Here is a 20,025-nt window from a genome sequence, read left to right as displayed (position 1 = left end):
TAGAACAGTTGCTTGCAGATTCTTCTGTGAAGTTAACAATCGGGATGTGGCGCAGCTTGGTAGCGCGCGTCGTTCGGGACGACGAGGCCGCAGGTTCAAATCCTGTCATCCCGACAGAATAGAAAAGCCCCAGAAACTGAACTGGCCCCCGAAAGTTGGACTGGTTTTATTCTAGGCGGTTAGAGGCTTTAGGGTCTGGTTCCGGTATTGCATCGGAGTCAGGCCCTTGAGTCGTTTTTGGATGCGTTCATGGTTGTACCAACGGATGTAGTCATCAATTGCGTGGTAGAACGTCTCCAGACTGGTGAATGATTCCCCGTGGTACATCTCTGATTTGAGGTGTCCGAAGAAGTTTTCCATTACCGCATTGTCGTAACAGTTTCCTTTCCTTGACATCGATTGTGTGCCACCGATAGCTGTGATGAGTGTGCGCCAGCTGGAATGTTGATATTGGAATCCTTGGTCGGTATGTACAAGCAAACCTTTATCTGGTGATTCTTGCGCGATGGCATCGCGTAAAGATTGCGACGTAAACGCCGTATTCGGTGAGGTTGAAATGCTGTACGACACGATCGACCGATCGCATAAGTCCATGATCGGCGACAGGTAGACCTTGGTGCCAGCAACGCGAAACTCCGTGACGTCACTTGCCCACACCGTATTTGGCTCATCAGGTGTGAAACATCGATTCAACACATTGCTTGCGATGTGACTTACCGTGCCTTTGTACGAGTTGTACTTCTTTTTCGCCCTGATCTTGGATTTAAGCCCTAGTTGATCCATGAGCTTGTAGACCAGCTTATGGTTGACCACCCATCCTTCCCGGCGTAGCTGAGCATGCACCCGCCGGTAACCATAACGACGGTTCATACGCTCAAAGACATCGACGATTGCCTGCTTGAGCTGGGCATGTTTATCAGCCATGGTGAGGCGTTGTTGGTGATAGAAAAATGTTGACCGGGCAAGACCTGCCGCAACCAGTAGGTCCTCCAGGCGGTGGGCTGACTTGAGGATGACGATAGCTTCTACTTTCAGCCTCGTCGCTGGTTCCTCAAGTCCCGCAATTTTTTTAAGTACGCATTTTCTGCCCGTAGTTTCTCCACCTCTCGGCGGAGCCGATCTTCCTCGGTCAACGGTGTCGAGCGGGCGCTGCCTTTCGGTCGTCCCTTCGGTTTCGGCTGCAACGCTTCATCGCCACCCGCACGCCAAGCCCTCACCCAATTAGCGACAAGTTGATCCGATGACAAACCAAACTCCCGAGCCAGTTCCATCTTGGACTGGCCGGCAATGAACCGATCGACGACTTCCTTCTTCACCTCGAAGGAAAAGTGCTGCTTAGTTGGTCTCTCCACAAGACATAGTCTGCCATGCAGCTTGAAACGACGCTCAAATCTCTTTACAGAATAGAGGCCAACTCCTAACCGATGAGCCGCTGCCGCATAGCCCAGCCCTTGCTCAAACAAATCAACGAGCTGCTCGCGCTGAGATTCACTCAAAGAACTTCGTGCTCTCAAAAAAATACTCCCCACTAGTTAGAAACTGATTTCTCAGTCCAACTAATGGGGAGCAGTTCAAACATGAAGTTTCTGGGGCTTTTTCTTTGTCTCTGAGAGAACGGCTAGTTAGCGCACCTCGGGGCGGTCAAACTCGTTGGGAGAAACGCGCTCCTCCTTAGACAGGCGAGAGGGCCACCAAACCTTGCGTCCAATATCTTCTACTAGCGCGGGGACGAAGAAAGCTCGCACCAGCGTGGCATCGAGTAGCACGCCAAAGGCAACGATAAACGCTAGCTGCACCATGAACATCAGCGGAATTACTGCCAATGCCGCGAAGGTTGCCGCCAGCACGATACCCGCTGAGGTAATCACACCGCCGGTAGCAATCAAACCACGGCGCATACCGGGGCGCGTGCCTATCTTGAGCGATTCTTCTCGCACGCGCGTCATCAAGAAGATGGTGTAATCAATACCCAGTGCTACCAAGAAAACGAACCCGTAGAGAGGTACTGAGGGATCTGCACCGGGGAATTTGAACAGGTGGTCAAAGACCAAAGTAGCGATACCCAAAGTAGCCAGGTAAGACATCAGGGTGATGACAACCAGCAGAATGGGCGCCACGATGGAGCGTAGTAACAACATCAGAATCAGCGTAATGACAACCAAAACGATGGGGATAATGACCGCTCTATCACGTTGAGCCGAGACAATCGTGTCGTGATCTGAAGCGGTGTCTCCACCCACGAGTGCATCGGGTGAGACGCTCTTTAGCTTCTCCCGCATCTGTACCACGGTATCGGTAGCTGCCTGGGAGTCAGCGGGGTCGGATAAGGTTACCTGCATTAAGATGCGACCATTAGATTCAGTAGGTTGTGCGTTAGCAATCATGGGTGGCACGTTCTTGGCGCTCTCCCCCACCGGGATGGTGCCCGACGGCGAATCTTGCGAAACTACCGCAACGGAGGAGACACCTGCAAGCTGCTCAATGGCGTCCACCGCTTTGGCTTCATCTGCCGCAGGCAGAATCACGTTAGCCGGTGTACCTGAGCCGCCGGGGAAGTGCTCAGCCAAAACTTCCTGTCCAGTTGACGCTTGGGAACCGCCCAAGACCAAATCAGACTGGCGAACACCCTCAGCTTTGAAGCCGGTGGAAACTACCACAAAAATCGCGAGCCCAACAAAGCAAACTATCCAGATGGGGCGGGGTTTTGCTGCCACAAAATCTGCAATCTTGGTCCACAGCTTCGAGTCATGTTCCACACCGTGCTCAACGGCATGGCAGTCGAATCGAGGACGCGCGGGCCAGAACACCGCGCGTCCGCACAGGGCGAGCGCTGCGGGGAGGAAGGTCAAAGATGCCAGCATTGCCAGCACAATACCGGTAGCCGCTACAGGGCCCAGTGCCTTGTTGGAAGCAAGCTCGGAGAAAAGCAGGCACAGCAAACCGGCGATGACGGTACCGCCCGATGCTGCAATGGGCTCAATCGAACCGCGCCATGCTGCCTTGGTAGCGGCAAAACGATTCTGGTGGGCGATGAGTGCCTCACGGTAGCGCGCCACGTAGAGCAGGGCGTAATCGGTGGCGGCGCCTACCACCAGGATAAGCAAAATGCCCTGAACCTGCCCGTTGATTTTCACCCAACCAGCATCTGCCATATGCCAGACCACAAAGATTGCGCCAGAGAGCGCGACCATGGAGGACATCAACACGATGAGGGGCAAGATAGGTGAGCGGTAAACAATGAGAAGGATAACGAAGACTACGGCGAGGGCTACCAGCAGTAAAATGCCATCGATGCCGGCAAACGCCTGCGTGAGATCAGAGGCGAAACCGGCAGGTCCCGTCACATAGCCTTCTAGACCTTCGGGTGCGTTCTCGATTTCCGAACGGATGGTCTCGACGTTATCTGCCAGCGCCTCAGGGTCACTTAGCGGAATGACGATTTGCGCGGCTTTGCCGTCCTCAGAGGGGATTACCGGGGACGCCTGGTCAAAGGCTACTCCGGCGTCCTTAAATTTTTCAGGCAGGGACTGCAGATAGGCGTTCTGCTCCTTGCTCAGTTTCTGATCAGATTCAAACAGAATGATGGCAGGGGCAGAATCTGAATCATAAAAGTCAGTAATCTGCTGGGCAACCTTCGTGGAATCCGAGGAAGCGGGGAGAAAGTCCGTGGAAGAGTTGGTGGAGACTTCGGAGATTTTGCCAAAGTAAGGTCCGCCAGTACCAGCTACGCCGATCCATACAATGACAAGAGCGGCGGCGAGAAGTACACGTAACCAGTTCTTCGGCCTTTGTTGAGTAGGGGCTGAGGTACTTGAAGAGGGCATGAAAAGCCTTGGTGGGGAAGACGACGATGGTTACCCTCCACCCTATACAAAGTTGGGGTATCTTACCTAGCGGCGTCCGGAAACCCATCCCAAAACGGTCTCCACAGGCCCTCGGGCTGCAAAGGTCCCACCGAGTAAACGGTGCCAAAGGTTCGCAAAGACGAGGGCGAAGATGATGAGCCCTGCCATGACCCACCATGAATCGTCAGTACCTCCCCAGCTTTTCTCTTGCGCCAGCTTCACATACCCCGCCAGCAAAGCCAGTTGAGCGAGATAGAGGGTGAGGGTCATTCGACCGGTGACAGCTAATGGTTCTAGAGCAGACGGCCGGGAGCTGAAGATACGAGCAAGGAGGGAGCACCAGCAGACGATGGCTACCGCCAGGAGCATATCGAACCCCACTTCCCAGCGGTTACCGGTATAGGGGAAGAACTCGAACTGTTGGCTGGCATACCACCACGTAGAGCCCGCCGCCAGGGTAAAGACCAGAGCGCCGGCTATGTCACCGACGGCTCCCCACCGGTGCATCAAACGAATCAGAACAATTCCAGCGCACGCCCACCCCAGCATGGTAAAGACACGATAAGAAGACCCTTCGAACATCCACAGGGTCAGATAGTGCATCCATGAGCCCGACTGATAAAGCTGCACATGCAGCTCCTCAAAAGCAGTGATAGCCCAGGGAGTAAACCACCAAAAAAGAAGGGCCAACACCGCTAGCACCACCGTCGGTAAATAAACCAAAAGAGCCGCAAAAAGACTCAACACCCCCAAATAAGGCAGAACATTATCAACCTGCGCGCCCCAGGTATCAGACCATAATCCGAGAAAAATCAGTGCGAGAGCTCTCACCACCGAACCGGCAAAAAGAGCAGAAAATGTCATGCGGTCGGCAGAAAGATCAGCAGACACACCCACTAATAGGGCAAAAAGCGCTACGGTAAGAAACTCTGTGAGATTCAGGACGCCGGCGGGACCGGGGGAAGGCGCGGTATGCGCTACAAACATACTCAATAGCGCCACACAACGTGCTATATCGATACCGATGAGTCTGCCGCCTGGGGAAAATGCAGCGGTCATTCATGGCTCCTCATAGGGTGAAACAGGGGTGACGAGGTACAGCCTACCTTGGGTGCCTCCACTTTGGAGGCAACCCGCAAAAGAGAATAGAATGTGCAGGTCTTCTCCCCGAACTCAAGGAACTCATTGTGAACACTGCTTACGCTGTCTCTCACGCTGCGCTACTCGCCAGCTCTGAAACGGCAAACACCAGCGCTTATATCTCAATGTTCTGGATTGCGCTGGCTGCGATGCTCTCGCCCTTGATTTCTTCCATGACCGGTAAGAAGTTACCCGACGTCGTCATCCTTCTAGTACTGGGCATTATCATCGGCCCCCACGCGCTAGGACTGGCAGATACGTCCAACGGTGTCTCTCTGCTGAAAGATTTAGGGTTAGGCATTCTTTTTCTTATTGCCGGTTATGAAGTCAATGCCAGCGCCCTCAAAACGCGCCAGGGCGGATTTGCTGCGGGCACCTGGTTGGTGAGTTTTGCCCTGGGGCTGGTAGTTGGCGGGGTAGTCACCGGATGGGCGGAAGGCATCGATGAGATGGCGGTGTTTGCTATTGCGCTCACCTCTACTGCGCTGGGCACTATCTTGCCGATGGTGCGTAATAACGGTAAGACGGGCACTCGATTAGGTGATGCTATCTTAATTCACGGCGCCATCGGTGAGGTACTTCCTATCTTTGCTATGGCGTTGCTCCTCTCCCGCCATAACACGCTAATTTCCGTGCTCATTCTGCTGGGTTTCATGCTGGTGGCTTTTATTACCGCAGTAGTTCCTCACCGCGCTTTCGAGCATATTCCGGGATTACGCCGCACAATGGCGGCAAACGCCAGCGCCACCACCCAAACCATGTTGCGCCTTGCCATGCTTATTTTAGTGACTCTGATGATGGCCGCTGCGGTCTTTGAACTCGATGTAGTGCTGGGGGCATTTGCTGCGGGCATCATATTACGCTCTCTCACGCCTCACGGTGCCTTTGAGCCTTTCTCTAAGCGTCTTGACGTGCTGGGGTTCAGCTTCCTCATCCCACTATTTTTCGTCTGTTCCGGCATGGGTATCAAGGTTTCAGTCCTCGCCGAAGAACCACTCGTGCTCATCGGAATCGTCTTTGCGCTCTTGACAGTGCGCGGGCTTCCCGTCGTCCTCTGCGAAATCTTCTTTAATACCCACTCCGGTTTGGAATCTACCCATGAGCGGGTTCAGCTGGGGCTCTACGCAGCGGCGGGACTGCCCATTCTGGTGGCAGTCACCAACGTAGCGCTCCATAATGCACTCATTTCAGAAAAAGCCGCCTCACTGTTGGTAGCAGGCGGGGCTCTGACCATCCTTATTTTTCCCTTGCAGGCAACAGCAATACACCGAATTTTTGGATCAACGGTTAAAGAACCACAGGTGAGTAGCACTAAAGAGAAAATTAATCGGAAAAAGAGTGAGCGCACGAAAACCGTACGCACGGTAACTTCTACGATACCGGTGGTTAAGCCTTCGAAGGCTACTGAGAAGACCAACTAAGAACCCTACTTTTTAGTTGGACTAACTACTGGTGAAAAGTACATGACCCTGGTAAAGATACACATGTAATTATGTATCTTTACGAGGGTCATGTACTTTCACAAGATTTGTTTTACAAGCAGGTCAACCGGGGTGGTCTTGCTACTTCGCTACGCATCGCTTAAGCAAAAAGAATTCAAATTATTGGAGAATAATGACGTCCAAAGTACGCGGACCATGGACACCCTCCACACGAATTAATTCGATATCGCTTGTTGCCGAGGGACCAGAAATCATGGTCACTGGACGTTTGTAATCGATACGTTCAAACGCTTCAGGAATAAGTTCAACAATAGTGTCTTCCTTTACCACGCAAATATGATGGTCGGGAACCAAGGTAATTGCTCGACGTCCCTCATCAGAATTGGTGTTCAGGAAGATAGTGCCTGTCTCAGCGCAAGAAACGGTGGAGTTAGTCACCACAGCATTGACACTGTCGAGTTCACGAGTGGATAGAGTACCTGCCTTCTTGAGGTTACCAGCGTCAAAGATTCTCGATCGACGCGCGGTATCTTCAGGCAACCATGACTCCTTGATGCCCACAGGAACAACATAGCGGCTGGCGTCCTGTAAGAGCTCGTCAATCCGATGAGCGATGGTTTCCTCGGTAGCGTAGAAAACATTCGCCTTGTAATCAATCAGGCGATCCACCAGCATCTCCAAAGTTGCTTCTTTGGAGAGCTTGCTAGTTCGGCGATAGTTACGAATTGGCTCAGGGGGTGAAGGATGATCGCTCAATGATGAACGTATACGCCCTAAAATATCTTCTTTCGCGGTGCTCATTATTGTTCCTTCTCCTCTGCGGGGTGTGCGATGGTCTGCCCCCGTTGCTCGGCCTGCTGGTGAGCCTCCACGACTTTGCCCTTATTCTGTTCGATGAGAGCCTGGATGTCCACGCGCTCTGATGAATCACGTCGGGAAGCCTTGGGAGCTTCCTTCTTCCACCAGTTGCGGAATGATTCCTTGGGTGGCTCAGGAATATCACGATATTTAGTCCATCCGCCCACCAGACCAGGGAATTTAGAAATCTTGTGGTCCTTACCAGTAACCAGCTTAGACATAGGAAGCCCCTTTTCAGCTAGAGACATTAGTTTGCCTGAGCTAAACAGTTGCTTGGCTCCAAACATCATGGCATCCATCTGGTAATGAGGGTCTTTCTTTCCGCCCTTGAAGTCACCCTGAGCTTTCTCATGGTCTACCGCTTTGCCGCGGAGGTGGACGAGAACATCGGGAATATTAATCTTCACAGGGCATGCGTCATAGCAGGCGCCACACAGTGATGATGCAAAAGGCAAGGAGGAGTTGTACTCATTTTCGATACCACCGAGTTGGGGGGATAGAATCGCGCCAATAGGACCGGGGTAGGTCGATCCGTAGGCGTGTCCGCCTGCTCGCTCATAAACGGGGCAAACATTCATACATGCTGAGCATCGAATGCAGTGAAGAGCTTGACGACCAACCTCATCGTCAAGTACTGCAGTACGCCCGTTATCGATAAGGATGACGTGCATGTTCTGGGGTCCGTCTCCAGGGGTTACACCTGTCCACAGGGAGGTGTAGGGGTTCATGCGTTCACCTGTAGAAGAACGTGGCAGCAGCTGGAGGAAGACTTCAAAATCTTCGAAAGAAGGCAAAAGTTTCTCGATGCCCATGAAGGAAATCAGAGTATCTGGAAGGGTGAGGCACATACGTCCATTACCTTCAGATTCGACAATGCTTAAGCTACCGGTTTCTGCGATGCCGAAGTTAACGCCAGAGACAGCAACCTTGGACTGGAGAAACTTATCGCGCAACCGGATTCGGGAAGCTTCCGCAAGATCGGCAGGATCATTGGAGAGGTCAACACTCACTCCATCAATCTTTTTCAGGAAAATATCGCGAATCTGGGTGCGGTTGAAGTGGATTGCCGGTACCAAAATATGCGAAGGTCGATCATCTGCTAGCTGGACAATTTCTTCAGCCAAGTCAGTTTCGATAGCCTCAACGCCATTTTCACGCAGATACTCATTGAGTCCGGTTTCCGCGGTTGCCATGGACTTAATCTTGATGACTTCATCTACACCTTCCGCACGAATCAAATCGAGGGCAATCTGGTTAGCCTCTTCCGCGTTCCGTGCCCAATGTACGTGTCCACCGGCAGCAGTGAAGTTCTTCTCGAACATTTCAAGATATTCGGGAAGGTTTGCCATAACACGCTGTTTAATCATAGAACCCGCAGTACGCAAACCCTGCCAGTCAGGTAATTCACCGACCACGTGTTCACGCTTAGTGCGAATCTTATGGGTGGCAAAGCCCAGATTGGCACGGAGCTGTTCATTCGTCAGCTCTTTCGCAGCATACTTGGGGAATGCTTCGGTTTCGAAGATGTTGCCCTCACCGTGATAAACGCGGGGCATTCCAAGAGATACAGCTGTCATGGTTATTTTCCTCCTGCGATACTCAGTGAGACAGGTCCATCAATTTTTAGCGGGCTTTCCTTCGTGGAGGCAAGGATTTCAGCAAAGTGCAATGTGCGAACATCTGACTTCTTACGAGAAAGTGCTCCACCGATGTTCATAAGACAGGAGACATCGCCTCCAGCACACACGCTGGCCCCTGTCTTTTCAATATGCATAACCTTATCGGCAACCATAGCGCCAGATGTATCAGCATTTTTGAAGGAAAAAGTTCCGCCGAAGCCACAGCACTGATCAATATCTTCAATTTGGGTGTATTCCAAACCTTCAACGGTTCTCAACAGGTCCTGCTGGCGAGTTCCTAAGTGGAGAAGGCGCATACCGTGACATGAACTATGGAAAGTTACATGGTGGGGGAAATAGGAACCTAGCTGCTCGGAAGCATTGGTGATGCCCAAAACGTCAATCAGCAAGTTTGAAAGCTCAAAAGTGCGATCGGCCAACATCTCTGCTCGTTTGGCGAGATCCTCATTGCCACCGTGACGGGCAATCATTGGCTGTTGGTGACCTAGTGAAGCTACGCAAGATCCCGAGGGAGCCACGGCTACATCAAAGTCCCATTCTTCAAATGATTCCACATGGTTCTTGACGATGGGGTAAGCGTCATCAAAGTACCCGGAGTTCACATGCATCTGTGAGCAACAAGTCTGCCCTTGGGGATACACAACTTCGTGGCCAAGACGTTCGAGGATATCAACAGTTGCCTTCGCAACTTTGGGATACATACCATCTACGATGCACGTTGAAAAGAGTGCTATTCGCATTGACTCGCTCCATAACTACTGCGATTTTGGCTTCAGCAGCGATAATTTGGGCCATATTCTGTCGTAAGTTGATGTACTCATGACAAGAATTAATGAATTTACTTTTCATCTATCTAAACATGCTTGAAAGCGTACTTACGAATGCAATAAGCGCATTTTTTCTTAACTTATTAAAGACTTCAGCATGAAATGCATCAAAAAAGCTGACTTGACCGCCAAAATTGAAGAGGTTTTCATCTTTCTTCACCGCCTCTCGGTGAGATAGGCTACAGTAAACTATTCACAGATTTTCTGGTCTGACCACATCACACATCAAATAGCACCTTCGCGGAATCGCGAAGACCCCTCTCCTAGGAAAAGTATGAATACTTTCTTCGCTGAAACTGACGCGGTAGGTGGAAGCCTTGGGCTTTCCGCAGCGGTAGCAGCTCTGCCCTTAGTCACCTTCTTTATTATGTTGCTGGGTGTAAAAGCCCGTGCACACGTCGCTGGTTTAGTGTCGCTTATCGTTGCGATCTTAGTTGCAATCTTTGGCTTCAGTATGCCCTGGGATTTGGCAGGCATGTCCGCTATTCGCGGTGGACTTTACGGTGCTTTTCCCATCGTCTGGGTTATCCTCATGGCAATTTGGTTTTACCAAATTACCGTTCTCTCTGGACGCTTTGAAGATCTCCGTCGAACCTTTGATGCTATTGGCGGTGGAGATTTACGTATCCAGGCAATTCTCATCGCTTTCTGCTTCGGCGGTCTGTTGGAAGCTCTCGCTGGCTTCGGCGCACCCGTTGCAATTACTGCCACAATGATTTTGGCCCTGGGCGTTAAACCCCTTAAAGCCGCTATTACGGTTTTGATTGCTAATACCGCTCCGGTAGCTTTTGGCGCGGTGGCAATCCCTATCACTACTGCTGGCGAAGTTGGTGGCAAAGATGCAGCAACTATCGGTGCTATCGTTGGCCATCAGGCTCCTTTCTTAGCATTTTTTGTTCCCCTCATTTTGCTTTTCATCTTGGACGGAATGAAAGGCGTTAAGGATGCTTGGGTGCCTGCGGTCATCATTGGTGCTTCGTTTGCCGTTGCCCAGTGGTTTACTGCGACCTATTTCGCTTACCAACTGACCGACGTTATTGCTTGCATTGTTTCCCTTGGCGTAGCTGTAGTCTTCCTTCGGTTCTGGAAACCTCGTGGTGTTGCCGGGGTGCGCGAGCGATACAACCTACCACCCTTGGATGTAAACGCCAAGAGCGACCTCACCCCTATGCGGGTATGGATGGCTCTTATGCCCTATGCCATCGTTGTACTCATCTTTGGTATCGCTAACCTGGCAACCGGGGTTGCTACCTGGCTCAAGACCACCAACGTTGCCGTGCATATGCCTTTGCTCAAAGAGCGACTGGTGACTGCGGCCGGTAAACCAGTCAAGTCTGATTATTCTTTTACTTGGTTGAATAACCCCGGTTCCTTCCTGCTTATCTCGGGCATCATTGTGGCTATTCTCTACATGATTTTCAACGAAAAGGGTCGCTATGCCTTGCGCTTTGGCGATGTCGTTCAAGAAATCGGACGCACCGCGTATCGTATGCGTTATTCCGCTCTGACGATTGTTTTGGTTCTTGCTCTCGCTTATGTCATGAACTACTCTGGCCAAACTGTAGCCATGGGTGAATTTGTTGCAGGTCTTGGACCAATCTATGCCTTCCTAGCCCCCTCGCTAGGATGGATTGGTACCGCAGTAACAGGATCCGACACCTCAGCGAACGCTCTCTTCTCTAAGCTCCAGGTAGCAGCTGCAGATAACCTAAGCCACCAGGGCGTCACCGGAGTAACTCCTGAGCTTTTGCTAGCTGCGAACACCACGGGTGGTGTTGTCGGTAAGATGATTTCACCCCAGTCCTTAGCTATTGCGGCTACCGCAGTGGATATGGAAGGTAAGGAGTCTGAGATTTTCAAGGCGGTACTCCCCTGGTCCATGGTGTTCCTCCTTGCGGTCTGCACCCTGGTCTTCCTCCAAACTAACGTTTTGCATTTTTTGGTTACCGGGCACTAACTCATATATTTAGTAACGCTAACCACTTCAGCGGCATTCACCCATGCGGGGAGATGCCGCTGAAGGGCTTTAAGAACAAGAAATACACGCGGCAAGGCTCAGATTACGATTATCCGGGAGTCGGAATAAGAGCTACAGTGAAAAAGCGTGGTCACTTCACGAAAAGACCCTCCAACACCAGCACAGAAATATTCTGGCTGCTGAGGAGGGTTGTAATACTCAAGCCGCACAAGAGCATATTTTATGGTTCTACCGACTGACCAATATCCAAAAATAAAGGCAAAATTACACCGGATTTATGCTTTGAAAGTCTCACCTGTCAAACGCTCGAAGGCTTCAACATACCGCGCCCGGGTCTTCTCAATAATCTCCTCAGGTAGCGCGGGAATAGCTCCCTTGCCGTCCCAACCTGACTCGTCTGACTTCAGCCAGTCACGGATGAACTGTTTATCAAAGCTAGCCTGTGACTGACCGGGGGCATATTTTTCTGCGTCCCAGAAACGGGATGAATCAGGGGTGAGAACCTCATCGCCCAAAGTAATTTCGCCACGGTAGGAATCAAGCCCGAACTCCACCTTAGTATCGGCAATAATAATGCCGCGCTCCCGAGCAATCTTCTCTGCAGTGGAATAAACATACAGGGTGAGCTCTTCAAGGCGCTCGCCAATGGGCTGACCTACTTCTTCGTAGAGCTGCTCGTAAGTAATCTGCTCGTCGTGTTCTCCGACCTCCGCTTTCCCGGTAGGGGTGAAAACGGGCGGGTCGAGGCGGGAACCATCCACTAAACCAGCGGGAAGGTGAACATTGGCGATGCTGCCGGTTTCGTTGTAGCTCTGCAAGCCAGAACCGGTCAGGTAACCGCGGGCGATGCACTCTACAGGAAACATATTGAGCGACTTACAAATCATTGCTCGACCAGCAACGACGTCGGGCACGTCGGTGGACAGCACGTGGTTCGGTACGCCGTCAAGCTGCTTGAACCACCACAGCGAAAGCTGCGTAAGAATCTTGCCCTTATCAGGAATATCGTTAGGAATTACCTGGTCGAAGGCACTAATACGGTCAGAAGCAACCACCATGACAGAACCGGCGCGCAACTCCGCGTCGTCTTTGACGCAGATACCCGTGACATCACTAGCTCCCTCATTCGGCACGTACAATTCGCGTACCTTACCCGAGTAAACGTGAGTCCAGCCGGGAATCTCAAGTGGGGTATTTCGAGAGCTCATTATTCTCCTGTGTGTTCAGTGTTGTTGAAGTGGGATAAGGAAAAAAGATAGAAGCGAAATCAGCGACCACCCTGTATGGGTAGCCACTGAAGTTTAGTGAGATGAAGTATCTGGAACGCGAATCTTGTTTTCTGCTGCAGCTTGGGCGATGTCGGAGCGGTACTGCGCGCTGTCCCAGCTGATTTTTTGGACCCCGGCGTAGGCTGCCTGGCGGGCTTCGGTGAGGGTACCGCCGAGGGCAACGACAGCAAGTACGCGCCCACCTGCGGTGATAATTTCGCCGTCTTTCTCAGCGGTGCCCGCATGGATTACGTGAACGTTTTTTAGCTCATTAGCCTCTTGCAAGCCTGAGATTACATCACCTTTTTGCGGGGTGTCCGGGTAGTTCTTAGCAGCCATGACCACATCGAGGGCGGTCCGAGAATCCCACTCCAGCTCGCCTTGGACATCAAGTTTGCCACGAGCGGCTGCTAGCAAGAGTTGCCCCAGAGGGCTCTTGAGGCGGGAGAGAACTGCCTGAGTTTCGGGGTCTCCAAAACGAGCATTAAATTCAATGACGCGGATGCCGCGCTTAGTCACTGCCAAACCGCAGAACAAAACGCCATTGAAAGGAGTTCCACGCCGAGCCATCTCACCGATGGTAGGGCGAGCTACGCGTTCAACGACTTCTTCAACAAAACCTGCAGGCAACCATTCCAAGGGAGAATACGCACCCATGCCGCCGGTATTGGGGCCTTCGTCGCCGTCGAAGATGCGTTTGAAGTCTTGGGCAGGTGCTAGAGGTACAACGTTTGTACCATCAGAGAGAACAAAGAGGGAGACTTCGGGGCCATCAAGGTATTCCTCAATCACAACTGATCCACCCGCTTCAAAGCAGGCCTCAGCATGAGCAATCGCGGCGGCGCGGTCTTCGGTGACCACCACACCTTTACCTGCTGCCAGTCCGTCGTCCTTGACCACATAGGGAGCGCCAAAGGTGTCTAGAGCCTTGATAGCTTCATCGGCATTCGTTGCCACATACGCCAGGGCAGTGGGAACATCCGCTGCCGCCATAATCTCCTTAGCGAAAGCTTTAGAGCCTTCCAGCGCAGCGGCGTCCTGATTCGGACCAAATACATTGATGTCTTTCGCGCGGAGGGCATCGGCCACACCGGCAACCAAAGGAGCTTCGGGGCCAATTACAACTAAATCGACGCCAAGATCCTGCGCCAGCGAAACAGCTGCTTCAGGATTATTAGCGTCGATTTGATGTACAGGTACATCTTGGGAAATGCCCGCATTACCGGGTGCGCTGTGCACCTCTTGAACCTGTGGATCTGCAAGTAATGCTCGGATAATTGCGTGTTCGCGCCCGCCGGGACCAAGTACCAAAACCTTCATTCTCATAGGCTACCCCGAAAGAAGGGGTTTTGGTACTTGGTCGGCTAGCCTCTGCTAGTGCTTTTCGCGTTCTAGCTGGGTGCCTTCGACGTCAAGATCGGGGAGGATTTTATCGAGCCACTTGGGCAACCACCATGCCCTATCACCGAGCAGGTACATCAGCGCGGGGATGAGAGTCATACGAATCACAAATGCGTCGAACAAGACACCCGCCGACAGCGCGAATCCGATGGATGCCATCATGGGATCGCCAGCAAAGACAAAGCCGATGAACACACCCGCCATAATCAACGCCGCAGCAACCACAACGCGAGCGGAATGGTTATAACCCACCACCACTGATTTCTTACCGTTTCGACCATGCGAGTATGCCTCGCGCATGGACGAAACCAGGAATAGCTGGTAGTCCATCGCCAAGCCAAAGAGCACGCCTACGGCAATAATCGGCAAGAAAGAGAGGATAGGCCCGGGGGTCGTTACCCCAAAGAGACTAGCTGCCCAACCCCATTGGAAGACGGCGGTGGTCGCACCGAATGCCGCAGCGAGGGAGAAGAGGAACCCCAGGGTTGCAGTGAGCGGAACCCAAATGGAGCGGAACACCAGAATCAACACCAGCAGGGACAGCCCAATCACAATAGCGATGTAAATGGGGAGTACCTTTGCCAGGTTCTCTGAAATATCAATGTTCATTGCGGTCTGTCCGGTCACACCAAAAGTAACTTCGCCGTCGTCTGTATCCAGCTTCAAGTCGCGGATATTCGAAACGAGATTTTCCGTGGACACCTCAGATGGTCCCGCATCGGGGGTGATTTGGTAGAGCAGAGTGGAATTATCTTTAGAAATCAACGCGGGTATAACCGCTTTGACATCGTTTTGTTCCAGGAGCTTCTGCCCTACTTCAACCTGCAAATCCTTAGCCTGATCTTCGGTAGTTCCATCGGGCAGGTTCGCCGCAGCGATGATGGTACCGTTCTGACCTTCGCCAAAGTTTTCACTAATTGCTTCGTAAGTTTGGTGAGCAGGGGTATCTTCCTTCTGGCTTGCACCGGTGGGAAGGCCCAAACGCATGTCACTCACAGGAATCGCCACAGCGCCCAGCGCAAGCACCACAGCAATAATAGTCACTACCGGCTTAGCCAAAATCGCCTTCAACCAGCCAGTGGGGCGCTCTTCTTTCTCGGTAGCGGCAACATGCGCAGCTTCAGCGGTTTCAGCGTCGTCGGTATGAAGAGCCGAGCGACGGTCAATATCTGCCCACCGCTTCTTGCTGATAATGCGGCGTCCTACCAGAGAAAGGATGGCTGGCGAGAGCGTGACCGCTACGGCAACCGCCATGAACACGGCAAACGCCGCAGCGTTACCCATGACCGAAAGGAAGGGAATTCCCACCACATTGAGAGCAAGCAAAGCGATAATAACCGTGGTGCCCGCGAAGAGAACAGCGCCGCCAGAGGTGCCGGTTGCCAGAGCAATCGACTTCTTCATGTCCATGCCCTGCGCCAAGTTATTGCGATGGCGGTTCAAGATGAAGAGGGTGTAGTCGATTCCCACAGCCAGGCCCAGCATAGAACCGAGGGTCGGAGTAGTCGACGTCATATCCACTACGCCAGAAAGGGCCAGAGTACCCATCATGGCACCAGCAACACCAATGACCGCCATCAAAATAGGCAGACCAGCAGCAATCAACGTGCCCAGCATGACGAAGAGAATAATCAGAGCCAGAGCAATACCAATCATTTCACCGGTCATACCCATTTCAGGCCGCTGACCAGAGAGGTTGGTATCGTACAAGACCTTAACCCCGTGATCTTCTAAAGAAGAAAACGCGTCACGAGTATTCGCCAGATGTTCAGGGCTCACAGCCATAATGTCATCGGTAAAAGAAACTGTTGCAATAGCTGCTGAACCGTTCTCAGAGATAGACGCCGCATCCGAAGTCATATCCAGAAGAGCCTGGTTGCGATCCAATTCCTTCTTCGCCGCATCAAGTTCGGGGCGCTTCTTCTCTAGCTCAGTGCGACCGTCGTCAACCTGCTTCTGAGCATCTTTAAGGAGAGAGCCATCTTCAAGCTTTGCTTTCTGAGCATCAAGCTCTTTCTGGCCTTCTTCAAGCTTCTTCTGCCCCTCTTCAAGCTGCTTTTTCTGCTCCTGCATGTCAGGAGTGAGAGGCAGGTGAAGGGTTTCAGCCATCTGAAGTTGCTGCTGGCCACCTTCAAGTTTTTGACGGTTCGAATCGATGTCAGCCTGACCTGCTTCAATCTTGGCGCGAGCCTCAGATTCAAGTGAGCCATCATCGATTTTTTTCTGCGTATCGTCGAGCTGCTTCTGGGCATCAGCCATCTGCTTCTCGCCGTCGGCAACCTTGGTCTTGCCGTCTTCTAGTTGCTTCTTGCCGTCGGCAATTTTCGTAGCGGTGGCAAACGGATCGGTTACGGAATCAACCTGGTCAACGCCCTCAGCACGAGAGACGGCGTCCGCAACTGCCTTCTTCTGATCCTCAGTGAAAGCAGAACCATTCTCGGTCTCAAGAATCGCCTGACCAAAACCAGCAGTGGTATTCGTATCAAACTTCTCCGAAAGAGTTTCCTGAACCTGCTGAGCTTCGGTACCGGGAATAGTAATCTGATTAGTCATTTCACCGCGGAAAGCGGAAAATGAGCCGGCTAAAAGCGCGATAATCACTGCCCAGAGAGCAACAATAGTCCAGGCCTTTCTCGCGGCAAAATAGCCGAGCCGATACAAAAATTTAGACATAATCTTCTAACTCTTGGGAAAATTTATAAGGTTCTAAAACTTCGGACGTCCGGTGCTCACCTGGGTGACTCCCCACATCATGTTCTGACGAATTTCCGAATTTGAGTACTGCGAAGGATTCTCTTGCAGCTGTGGATTTTCGTACATATAACGCCACATGCCAAAGAGCATCCCCGTGAGGAGATTCTGCAGATACAGAGCCAGCTCAACCACTCGCAAATCATCTTCTGCGAGGTAAAGTTCTTGCACATGCTGGCAGAGCGCCATACTCATGCTCTGCACGGTGGCAAAGACTTTTTGCCCGATGCTCTCCCCTATGTCTTCTGCGGAACCAAAAGTAGCCGCGAGATTGACGAAGTGGTCAAGAGCTTCAGCGCTTCGCTCCCGCTGCAAGCTTTGGATGAGAAAATCCTCGCAAGCCAGGGGCAGTTGGGAAAGTTCTATCTGAGCAGGGAAAGCATTGACATCTACCAAATCAGCCAGGTGTTGACCCAGACTGGTCAGCAAAATAGCGTCAATGTTTTCAAAGTGATTGAAGATAGTTCGCTCGGAGACTTCGGCCTCAGCCACCAACCTCTTGGTGGTGAGAGCCTGCCGCCCCTCTCGCAGAGCGAGTTCTTCTGCCGCCTGCAAAATGGCTTGATGCGTGGCGGCAGCACGGGCTTTTCGCTTGTCAGAAAAACCCTCTCGCTCGTCCGCACGTATGCAGGAATGTGGAAACTTCATAAATTTACAGTAACTGCAACGATGCAGAAACTGCAATTACTTTCGGGAGTAGTTTGTGCCACATTAATGCAGAAACTGCACAAAGTTTGAGTATCCATGCCCTTACCCTCCGCTCGGCACAGCGTTGGCAAGCGATCCTTCTCGCATGGCTCGCTAGCGCTCGCAAATGCGATTCACGCCAGACCCAGCCAGCTTGCCTCCCGCTGCGCCGAGCTATCGGTGCAAATCCTATGGAATACTTAAAACATGCAGACCTTTTCAGCCTCTGACGCCGTAGAACTCGCCCGCATCGTCCGAAGCGGATTCGTTGAATCCCGCCACGTGGGCTCCGCCGTCGTCCTCTCCCCCGAAGGCAAAGTTGTTGCCGCTCTCGGTGACGTCACGACCCCTATTTTTGCGCGCTCTACGCTCAAGCCGTTCCAGTCGATTGCCTCGATGAACGCGGGGGCTGAACTACAGGGTGCACAGATTGCTTTGGCGTCGGGATCCCATACCGGCTCTTTTGAACATATGAAGGTGGCGCAGTCGATCCTTCAAGAAGCTTCCCTCGACGCTTCCGCTCTTCAGTGCCCCGCCGCTTGGCCCAGTGATGAGTCGAGCTATCACGCGCTGGTTTCCGCCGGACACCCCAAGCAAAAACTTGCCTTCAACTGTTCCGGTAAGCATGCGGCGTTTTTGTGGGGCTGCAAGAAGAGCGACTGGCCGGTTGAGACTTATCTGGATGCCGAGCATCCCCTCCAAAAACTTACGTTAGAAACTATCAGTGAGTATGCGCAAGAGGAAATCTCCGCAGTGGGTGTTGATGGTTGTGGTGCCCCCGTTGCCGCCATTTCCCTCACCGGTTTAGCTCGCGCTTACTCCACGTTGGGAGCGGCTGTAGAAAACATTCGCGCCGATGCCCGCGCTGCCACGGTCGCCACCGCAATGGTGGATTATCCCGAGTTCGTGCAGGGATATGGGGAGCCGGTCACTGTTCTCATTGAAAAACTGGATGCCGTGGTGAAGAACGGCGCCGAAGGCATTTTGGCGATTGGTCTGCGCTCGGGTGCTTCGGTGGCAGTAAAGGCTTTAGACGGTTCTTCGCGGGCAACTTCGCTGGTGGCTGTGCGACTTTTGGAAGCGTGCGGTTATATTTCTGCCGCCCTTGCCGATGAGTGCGTTGATGCGGTCGTCAGACCCATTTTCGGTGGCGGTGAGCCCGTCGGTTCGATTGAGCTAGGCTTGGCAGTTGAAGAGTTGAAGGAGTCTCTGGGAGCTGATTCCTAATGGCGATTCGGCGCAGAATTTCTGAGGACGACGGTGCAGCAGCAATTTCTGCGGTTCGTGCAGCGCTTTCCTCAGATTCACCGGAAGCTTCTTTTCAGGCACTCTCGCGCAACCAGCGCGCCACTGCGGTGCGCTATCTTTTGGAGGAGTTAGCCACCCTCTCCCCCGGTAACTCGGTGGAAGCCCGAGTGCCGCCCTTCGGCGTCACACAGTGTATTGCCGGTCCGCGACATACACGCGGAACCCCACCAAATGTGGTGGAAATCGACGCTTTCACCTGGTGTTCGGTTGCGTTGGGCGTATCTACGTGGGAAGAGAACGCCACTAAGATTTCCGCTTCAGGGTTACGCTCGGATTTATCAGATCGGATGCCGATTCTTTAGGACGCCCGGCGCCCAGCCGTCGCTACCTATGCCACCTTCGAGAACACACCATTTGCCCACCAACACAGCTAAGAACCGTGTGCTGTGGGCATATGGTGTGCTTTCGATTTCGGGCACAAACCCCTGGCCAGTCTCATACGGTAACGTTAAGACCCATGAGCACCGAGCAAAATACCAGCCCCACCTCGCGCACAACACACCAGGACGATCACAGCGATCAGATTGTAAGTGTCCGTCGTGCCCCGTCTATCCCGGCATTCGCCATTACAGGTGGGGTTATCGGTCTAATTGTGGCAACTCTGCTTACCTTCATCTTCACCCCCACTGAGATGCTGACCCTGGACTATTCTCGTTCAGCTGTATTCGGCGTCCTGGCAGTAGTTATCGGGGCAATTGGCGCGACCGTCGGCATCATCATTGCTCTGATTCTCGACCGTCGTTCGGCAAAAAATCCGGAAACTCTACGTGCCGTTGAAACATCTGACCAATAAGACCACACCTCACGTCTCAATATTTCTCCACTCAACCAGTGCTATCGGTTACACTGGTTAGCGTCTGAGCAAACAGAAATACACCAA

At 52.4% G+C, this 20,025-nt stretch carries 14 protein-coding genes, 1 tRNA gene and 1 pseudogene; 6 read left to right on the top strand and 10 right to left on the bottom strand.

Annotated features, from left to right (window positions below; translation table 11 throughout):
* Positions 1-40: 40 nt before the first annotated feature.
* A tRNA-Pro gene (locus IDM48_RS02425) sits at positions 41-114 on the top strand.
* A gap of 57 nt (positions 115-171) precedes the next feature.
* Here IDM48_RS02425 and IDM48_RS02420 read toward each other — a convergent pair.
* The 3 genes and pseudogenes from IDM48_RS02420 to IDM48_RS02410 form a co-directional block, all read right to left on the bottom strand.
* Positions 172-1,468, bottom strand: a pseudogene (locus tag IDM48_RS02420) (IS3 family transposase).
* A 154-nt stretch (positions 1,469-1,622) separates the two neighbouring features.
* A complete protein-coding gene (locus IDM48_RS02415) occupies positions 1,623-3,824 on the bottom strand; it encodes an MMPL family transporter (protein WP_190617886.1) in 2,202 nt (733 codons plus the stop codon).
* A gap of 66 nt (positions 3,825-3,890) precedes the next feature.
* A complete protein-coding gene (locus IDM48_RS02410) occupies positions 3,891-4,904 on the bottom strand; it encodes a hypothetical protein (RefSeq protein ID WP_190617884.1) in 1,014 nt (337 codons plus the stop codon).
* A 128-nt stretch (positions 4,905-5,032) separates the two neighbouring features.
* Between IDM48_RS02410 and IDM48_RS02405 the strand changes: the two genes are divergently transcribed.
* Entirely contained in the window at positions 5,033-6,406 is a 1,374-nt protein-coding gene (locus tag IDM48_RS02405) for a cation:proton antiporter (protein ID WP_238398013.1), read from the top strand.
* A 180-nt stretch (positions 6,407-6,586) separates the two neighbouring features.
* On the opposite strand, the gene IDM48_RS02400 is transcribed toward IDM48_RS02405, so the two are convergent.
* The 3 genes from IDM48_RS02400 to IDM48_RS02390 are packed head-to-tail and all read right to left on the bottom strand — an operon-like array spanning position 6,587 to position 9,665.
* Positions 6,587-7,228 carry a LutC/YkgG family protein gene (locus IDM48_RS02400; RefSeq protein ID WP_145173676.1) on the bottom strand — a complete coding sequence of 214 codons (642 nt, stop codon included), beginning with the start codon at positions 7,226-7,228 and terminating at the stop codon, positions 6,587-6,589.
* Positions 7,228-8,862 (bottom strand): LutB/LldF family L-lactate oxidation iron-sulfur protein, encoded by a 1,635-nt coding sequence (locus IDM48_RS02395; protein ID WP_190617882.1) that lies wholly within the window; start codon positions 8,860-8,862, stop codon positions 7,228-7,230. The genes IDM48_RS02400 and IDM48_RS02395 overlap by 1 nt, the downstream gene beginning before the upstream one ends.
* A 2-nt stretch (positions 8,863-8,864) precedes the next feature.
* Entirely contained in the window at positions 8,865-9,665 is an 801-nt protein-coding gene (locus IDM48_RS02390) for a (Fe-S)-binding protein (protein WP_068170584.1), read from the bottom strand.
* A 361-nt stretch (positions 9,666-10,026) separates the two neighbouring features.
* Here IDM48_RS02390 and IDM48_RS02385 point away from each other — a divergent pair, with 361 nt between their 5' ends.
* Positions 10,027-11,709: an L-lactate permease gene (locus IDM48_RS02385; RefSeq protein WP_068170583.1), complete on the top strand. Its 1,683-nt coding sequence runs from the start codon at positions 10,027-10,029 to the stop codon at positions 11,707-11,709.
* Between the two features lie 296 nt (positions 11,710-12,005).
* Here the strand turns inward: IDM48_RS02385 and IDM48_RS02380 are convergent, their stop codons facing one another.
* The 4 genes from IDM48_RS02380 to IDM48_RS02365 form a co-directional block, all read right to left on the bottom strand.
* Complete coding sequence (locus IDM48_RS02380) at positions 12,006-12,938, bottom strand: phosphoribosylaminoimidazolesuccinocarboxamide synthase (protein WP_068170581.1); 933 nt, start codon at positions 12,936-12,938, stop codon at positions 12,006-12,008.
* Positions 12,939-13,031: 93 nt separating this feature from the next.
* Entirely contained in the window at positions 13,032-14,318 is a 1,287-nt protein-coding gene (gene purD / locus IDM48_RS02375; protein WP_151145315.1) for a phosphoribosylamine--glycine ligase, read from the bottom strand.
* A 54-nt stretch (positions 14,319-14,372) separates the two neighbouring features.
* Positions 14,373-17,072 carry an MMPL family transporter gene (locus IDM48_RS02370; RefSeq protein WP_238398012.1) on the bottom strand — a complete coding sequence of 900 codons (2,700 nt, stop codon included), beginning with the start codon at positions 17,070-17,072 and terminating at the stop codon, positions 14,373-14,375.
* A gap of 33 nt (positions 17,073-17,105) precedes the next feature.
* A complete protein-coding gene (locus IDM48_RS02365; protein ID WP_190617880.1) occupies positions 17,106-17,798 on the bottom strand; it encodes a TetR/AcrR family transcriptional regulator in 693 nt (230 codons plus the stop codon).
* 246 nt (positions 17,799-18,044) lie between these two features.
* On the opposite strand from IDM48_RS02365, the gene IDM48_RS02360 reads away from it, so the two are divergent.
* The 3 genes from IDM48_RS02360 to IDM48_RS02350 all read left to right on the top strand — a co-directional run bounded on the left by IDM48_RS02360 (position 18,045) and on the right by IDM48_RS02350 (position 19,938).
* Positions 18,045-19,064, top strand: a complete 1,020-nt coding sequence (locus IDM48_RS02360; RefSeq protein ID WP_190617879.1) for an asparaginase — start codon at positions 18,045-18,047, stop codon at positions 19,062-19,064.
* Entirely contained in the window at positions 19,064-19,447 is a 384-nt protein-coding gene (locus tag IDM48_RS02355; RefSeq protein ID WP_190617877.1) for a sterol carrier family protein, read from the top strand. Before IDM48_RS02360 ends, IDM48_RS02355 begins: the two co-directional genes overlap by 1 nt.
* A 155-nt stretch (positions 19,448-19,602) precedes the next feature.
* Complete coding sequence (locus IDM48_RS02350) at positions 19,603-19,938, top strand: hypothetical protein (RefSeq protein ID WP_151145306.1); 336 nt, start codon at positions 19,603-19,605, stop codon at positions 19,936-19,938.
* Positions 19,939-20,025 lie beyond the last annotated feature (87 nt).

Origin of the sequence: Rothia amarae, from assembly GCF_014705945.2 — a bacterium.
GTDB classification, from domain to species: domain Bacteria; phylum Actinomycetota; class Actinomycetes; order Actinomycetales; family Micrococcaceae; genus Rothia; species Rothia amarae.
The sequence above is the reverse complement of the archived record's forward strand: the minus strand, read 5'-3'. Positions and strand labels throughout refer to the sequence as shown.